General features: G+C 75.8%; 1 protein-coding gene. It reads left to right on the top strand.

Translation table 11 applies throughout. The annotated features are described in order from the left end of the window. A partial coding sequence (locus tag ACFV4N_RS37865; RefSeq protein ID WP_499677494.1) for an SDR family NAD(P)-dependent oxidoreductase occupies nt 1-6,324 on the top strand: 6,324 nt, incomplete at both ends.

Raw genomic sequence — 6,324 nt, 5'->3', positions numbered from 1 at the left:
TACTTCCCGACCGACCGCGGCTGGGACACCTCCGCGCTGTTCGACAGCGACCCGGACCGCGCCGGGTCGAGCTACGTGCACCAGGGCGGCTTCGTCCACGACGTGGCCGACTTCGACGCCGGGTTCTTCGGCATCAGCCCGCGCGAGGCGCTGGCCATGGACCCGCAGCAGCGGATCGTGCTGGAGACCGCCTACGAGGCCGTGGAGCGCGCCGGCATCAACCCGGACGCGCTGCGCGGCAAGCCCGTCGGCGTCTACGTCGGCTGTGGCGGCCAGGACTACTGGGACCGGCTGACCGACCTGCCCGAGGCCGTCGAGGCCTACATGAGCACCGGCAGCACCTCGGCGGTGATCTCCGGCCGGGTGTCCTACGCCCTCGGCCTGGAAGGCCCCTCGCTCACGATCAACACCGCGTGCTCGTCGGCGCTGGTGGCGATCCACCTGGCCGCCCAGGCGCTGCGCCAGCGCGAGTGCTCGCTGGCGCTCGCGGGCGGCGTGACGGTCATGTCCACGCCGGGCGCGTTCGTCGCGTTCTCCCGCCAGCGCGGCCTGGCCCCGGACGGCCGGTGCAAGCCGTTCTCCGAGGACGCCGACGGCACCGGCTGGGGCGAGGGCGTCGGCCTGATCCTGCTGGAGCGGCTGTCCGACGCGCGCCGCAACGGCCACGAGGTGCTGGCCGTGGTGCGGGGCTCCGCCCTCAACCAGGACGGCGCGTCCAACGGCCTGACCGCGCCCAACGGGCCGTCGCAGCAGCGGGTGATCCTCCAGGCGCTGGCCAACGCGGGCCTGGCGTCCACCGAGGTGGACCTGGTCGAGGCGCACGGCACGGGCACCACGCTGGGCGACCCGATCGAGGCGCAGGCGCTGCTGGCCACCTACGGCCGCGAGCGCTCGGCCGACCGCCCGCTGTGGCTGGGGTCGATCAAGTCCAACATCGGCCACGCGCAGGCGTCTGCGGCGGTCAGCGGCGTGATCAAGGCCGTCATGGCGATCCGGCACGGCGTGCTGCCCCAGTCCCTGCACGTGGGCACGCCGTCCACGCACGTGGACTGGTCGTCCGGGCACATCGAGCTGCTGACCGAGACCCGCCCGTGGCCGGAGCTGGACCGGCCCCGGCGGGCGGCGGTGTCGGCGTTCGGCGTGAGCGGCACCAACGGCCACGTCATCCTGGAGCAGGCGGAGCCCGCCGCCGAGCCCGCCGAGGGCGCCGGCTGGCCCGAGGGCGCGCCCGTGCCGTGGCTGGTCTCCGGCCGCACGGCCGCCGGCCTCGCGGCCCAGGAGGAGCGGCTCGCCGAGGCGCTGGACGCCTCCGCGTCGGTGGTGGACGTGGCCGCCGCGCTGGCGACCACGCGCGCCCCGATGGAGCACCGGGCCGTGGTGCTGGCCACCGACACCGCCGACGCGCTCGCGCAGCTGCGCGAGCACGGGGCGGCCGTGGTGCGCGGCGTGGCAGGCGGTGGTCGGTCGGCTTTCCTGTTCACCGGCCAGGGTTCGCAGCGGGTCGGCATGGGCCGCCGCCTGCACGCCGGGTTCCCGGTCTTCGCGGAGGCGTTCGACGGGATCTGCGCCCTGATGGACGTCGAGCTGGGTCGGTCGCTGAAGGACGTCGTCTTCGGCGACGACCAGGAGCTGCTGAACCAGACCGCGTTCAGCCAGCCCGCCCTGTTCGCGTTCGAGGTCTCGCTGTTCCGCCTGCTGGAGTCGTGGGGCGTGAAGCCGGACTTCCTGGCGGGTCACTCGATCGGTGAGATCGCGGCGGCGCACGTGGCGGGGGTGTTCTCGCTGGAGGACGCCTGCAAGCTCGTCGCCGCGCGCGGTCGGCTGATGCAGGCGTTGCCGAGCGGCGGCGCGATGCTCGCCGTGGAGGCCACCGAAGAGGAAGTCCTGCCGTTCCTGGGCGAGCGGGTGGGTCTCGCGGCGGTCAACGGCCCCACGTCGGTGGTGCTGTCCGGTGCGGCCGAGGCGATCGAGGAGGTGGCGGCCGAGCTGGAGGGCCGTCGCATGAAGCGGCTCGCCGTCTCGCACGCCTTCCACTCGCCGCTGATGGAGCCGATGCTGGCGGACTTCCACGCGGTCGTCTCGGGCATCGCGTTCCACCAGCCCGCCCTGGCGGTCGTGTCGACCGTGACCGGCGCGCTCGCCTCCGCGGAACTCGCCACGGCCGACTACTGGGTCCGGCACGTCCGCGAGGCCGTGCGCTTCCACGACGGCGTGACGTTCCTGGCCTCCCAGGGCGTCTCGCGGTTCGTCGAGGTCGGCCCGGACGGCGTGCTGACCGGCATGGCGCAGCACTCGGTCGACTCCGCCGCGCTCGTGGCCACCCAGCGCCGCGACCGCGACGAGGTCACCGCCCTGGTCACCGCCCTGGCGCAGGCGCACGTCGCCGGTGAGCCGATCGACTGGGCCGCCGTGTTCGCCGGGCGCGCCACGCACCGCGTGGAGCTGCCGACCTACGCGTTCCAGCGCGAGCGGTACTGGATCGAGTCCGCCTCGTCCGCGGGCGACGTGACCTCGGCCGGCCTGGACGCCACCGACCACCCGCTGCTGGGCGCGGCCATGACGCTGGCCAACTCCGACGGCGCGGTGTTCACCGGTCGGCTGTCGCTGCGGTCGCACCCGTGGCTGGGCGACCACCGCGTGGGCGGCTCGGTGTTCTTCCCCGGCACCGGTTTCGTCGAGCTGGCCGCCCGAGTGGGCGAGGACGTCGGCTGCGGCGTGGTGGACGAGCTGACCCTCGCCACCCCGCTGGTGCTGCCCGAGCAGGGCGCGGTGCAGCTCCAGATCGTGGTCGGCGCGCCCGACGCGCGCGGCGTGCGGTCGTTCGAGGTGTACTCCCGCGACGAGGACGGCGGCGCCGACGCGCCGTGGACCACGCACGCCACCGGCCGGCTCGTCGCGGGCCGCCCGCGCGCCGGCTTCGACCTGGCCCAGTGGCCGCCCGCCGACGCGGAGCCCCTGGCGCTGGACGGCCTGTACGACCGGCTCGCCGAGGGCGGCCTGGACTACGGCCCCGCGTTCCGCGGCCTGCGCGCCGCGTGGCGGCGGGGCGACGAGCTGTTCGCCGAGGTGGCGCTGCCCGACGCGGACGACGCCGAGCGCTTCGGCCTGCACCCGGCCGCGCTGGACGCCGCCCTGCACGCGCTGGGCCTGAGCGGCCTGGACGAGCACCGCGGCCTGCCGTTCTCCTGGACCGGGGTGGCCGTGCACGCCACCGGCGCCGCCGCGCTGCGCGTCCGGCTGTCCCCGGCGGGCGCCGGCGGCGTGGCCGTCGAGGTGGCCGACCCGACCGGCGCGCCGGTGGCCGCGGTCGAGTCGCTGGTGCTGCGGCCGACCGCCGACCAGCGCCCGGTCGCCGCCGGGCGCAGCCCGCTGCGCGTGCTGGGCTGGAAGCCCGTGGACACCGCCTCGCTGGACCTGCCCGAGGTGTCGTGGACCGAGTGGGACGCCCTGGGCGACGGCGACGTGCCCGCGGTCGTGGTGCTGCCCGTGGAGGGCGGCGAGGACCCGGGGTCCGTCCGGGCGCAGGTGCACCGCGTGCTGGGCGTGCTCCAGACCTGGCTGACCGAATCGCGGTTCGCCGCCTCGCGCCTGGTCGTGGTGACCGGGGGAGCGGTCGGCGACGACGTCACCGACCTGGCGGGCGCGGCCGTGTGGGGCCTGGTGCGCTCCGCGCAGGCCGAGAACCCGGACCTGGTCACCCTGCTGGACATCGAGGGCGCCGACCTGGCGCGGGCGCTGCCGGTCGCGCTGGCCTCCGGCGAACCGCAGCTCCTCGTCCGCGGCGACTCGGTGACCGCCGCCCGCCTGGCCACCGCCGCCGACGGCGCGGAGCAGGTGGGCTTCGGCGGCGGCGCGGTCGTGGTGACCGGCGCGACCGGCACCATCGGCCGCATCGTGTCCCGGCACCTGGTGGCCGAGCGCGGCGTGCGGGACCTGCTGCTGCTCAGCCGCCGCGGCATCGCCGCCGAGGGCGGCCCGGAGCTGGTCGCGGAGCTGGAGGCCGCCGGCGCGCGGGTGTCGCTGGTCGCCTGCGACGCGGCCGACCGGAACTCGCTGGCCGCGGTGCTGGCCGGCGTCGAGGTGTCCGCGGTGGTCCACGTCGCGGGCGTGCTGGACGACGGCGTGGTCACCGCGCTGGACCCGGCCCGCGTGGACGCGGTGCTGCGGCCCAAGGTCGACGCGGCCTGGAACCTGCACGAGCTGACCTCCGACCTGTCGGCGTTCGTGGTGTTCTCCTCCATGTCCGGTGTGCTGGGCGCGCCGGGCCAGGGCAACTACGCCGCCGCCAACGCCTACCTCGACGCGCTCGCCGCCCGCCGCCGGGCGAACGGGCTGCCCGCGACCTCGATCGCCTGGGGCCTGTGGGACCTCGAGAGCGCCATGACCGGCACGCTCGACGCGGGCGACAAGGCCCGCATGTCCCGCAACGGCGTGCTGCCGCTGACCGCGGAGGAGGGCGTGGCGCTGTTCGACGCGGCCGTGTCCGCCGACGCGGCGGCCGTGGTCGCGGCCCGGCTGGACCTGCGCGCGCTGCGGGCGCTGGGCGACAACGCGCCCCTCGCGTTCGACGGCCTGGTCCGCCGCCCCGCCAAGCGCGCCGCCGCCGCGAGCGCCGCCGCCGACACCTCCGAGCTGGCGGGCCGGCTGGCCGGGCTGCCCCAGGAGGAGCGGCACACCGAGGTGCTGTCCCTGGTGCGCGCCAGGGTCGCGGCCGTCCTCGGGCACGGCTCGCCCGACGACGTCGACCCCGCGCGGGCCTTCCAGGACCTCGGGTTCGACTCGCTGACCGCCGTGGAGCTGCGCAACGGCCTCAACGCCGCGACCGGCCTGCGGCTGCCCGCCACGCTGGTGTTCGACTACCCGACGCCGCTGGTGCTGGTCGAGCACCTGCTGACCGAGCTGTCCGGCTCGGGCGCCACCGCCAAGGCCGTCGTCGCGACCAAGCGCGCCGACGACGACCCGATCGCGATCGTGGCCATGGCGTGCCGCTACCCCGGCGGGGTGCGGTCGCCGGAGGACCTGTGGGAGCTGCTGACCGAGGGCCGCGACGCCATCGGCGCGTTCCCGGTCGACCGCGGCTGGAACGTGGCCAAGCTGCACGACCCCGAGTCCCGCCGGCCCGACACCACCTACGTGGCCGAGGGCGGCTTCCTGGACGACGCCGCGCTGTTCGACCCCGGCTTCTTCGGCATCAGCCCGCGCGAGGCCGTGATCATGGACCCGCAGCAGCGCGTGCTGCTGGAGACCTCGTGGGAGGCGTTCGAGCGGGCGGGCATCGACCCGGCCGCCCTGAAGGGCAGCCCGACCGGCGTGTTCGCCGGCGTGATGTACCACGACTACGTGACCGGCCACAGCTCCGGCGGCGTGGTGTCCGGCCGCGTGTCCTACACGTTCGGCTTCGAGGGCCCGGCGGTGTCGGTGGACACCGCGTGCTCGTCGTCGCTGGTGGCGATCCACCTGGCGGCGCAGGCGCTGCGGTCCGGCGAGTGCTCGCTGGCGCTCGCGGGCGGCGTGACCGTGATGGCCACGCCCGAGACGTTCGTGGAGTTCTCGCGCCAGCGCGGCCTGGCCCCGGACGGCCGGTGCAAGCCGTTCGCGGACGCCGCCGACGGCACGGGCTGGGGCGAGGGCGTCGGCGTGCTGGTGCTGGAGCGCCTGTCCGACGCGCGCCGCAACGGGCACCCGGTGCTGGCCCTGGTCAAGGGCTCTGCGGTGAACCAGGACGGTGCGTCGAACGGCCTGACCGCGCCGAACGGTCCGTCGCAGCAGCGGGTGATCCGGCAGGCGTTGGCCAATGCGGGTCTTGCCCCGTTCGAGGTGGACGCGGTGGAGGCGCACGGCACGGGTACGACGTTGGGTGACCCGATCGAGGCGCAGGCGTTGCTGGCCACCTACGGCCAGGACCGCGAGGAGCCCCTGTGGCTGGGCTCGGTGAAGTCCAACCTCGGCCACACGCAGGCCGCCGCCGGTGTCGCCGGCGTGATCAAGATGGTGCTGGCCATGCGGCACGGCGTCGTCCCCAAGACCCTGCACGTCGACCAGCCCTCCACGCACGTGGACTGGGACGCGGGCAACGTCGCGCTGCCGACCGAGGCCGTGCCGTGGCCGGAGGTCGGCCGCCCGCGCCGGGCGGGCGTGTCCTCGTTCGGCATCAGCGGCACCAACTCGCACGTGGTGCTGGAGCAGGCGCCCGAGCACGTCGAGCGCGTCGAGCCGGTCACCGTGACCGCCACCGCGCCGTGGGTGCTGTCCGCCCGCACCGAGAGCGCGCTGCCCGCGCAGGCGGCGAAGCTGCTCCCGCTGGTGGAGAGCGGTGTGGACCCG

The sequence above is a fragment of the Actinosynnema sp. NPDC059797 genome (genome assembly GCF_042732085.1).
In the GTDB taxonomy this organism is placed as follows: domain Bacteria; phylum Actinomycetota; class Actinomycetes; order Mycobacteriales; family Pseudonocardiaceae; genus Actinosynnema.
Note: the sequence above shows the minus strand (reverse complement) of the source record. Positions and strands in the feature narration are given on the sequence as shown.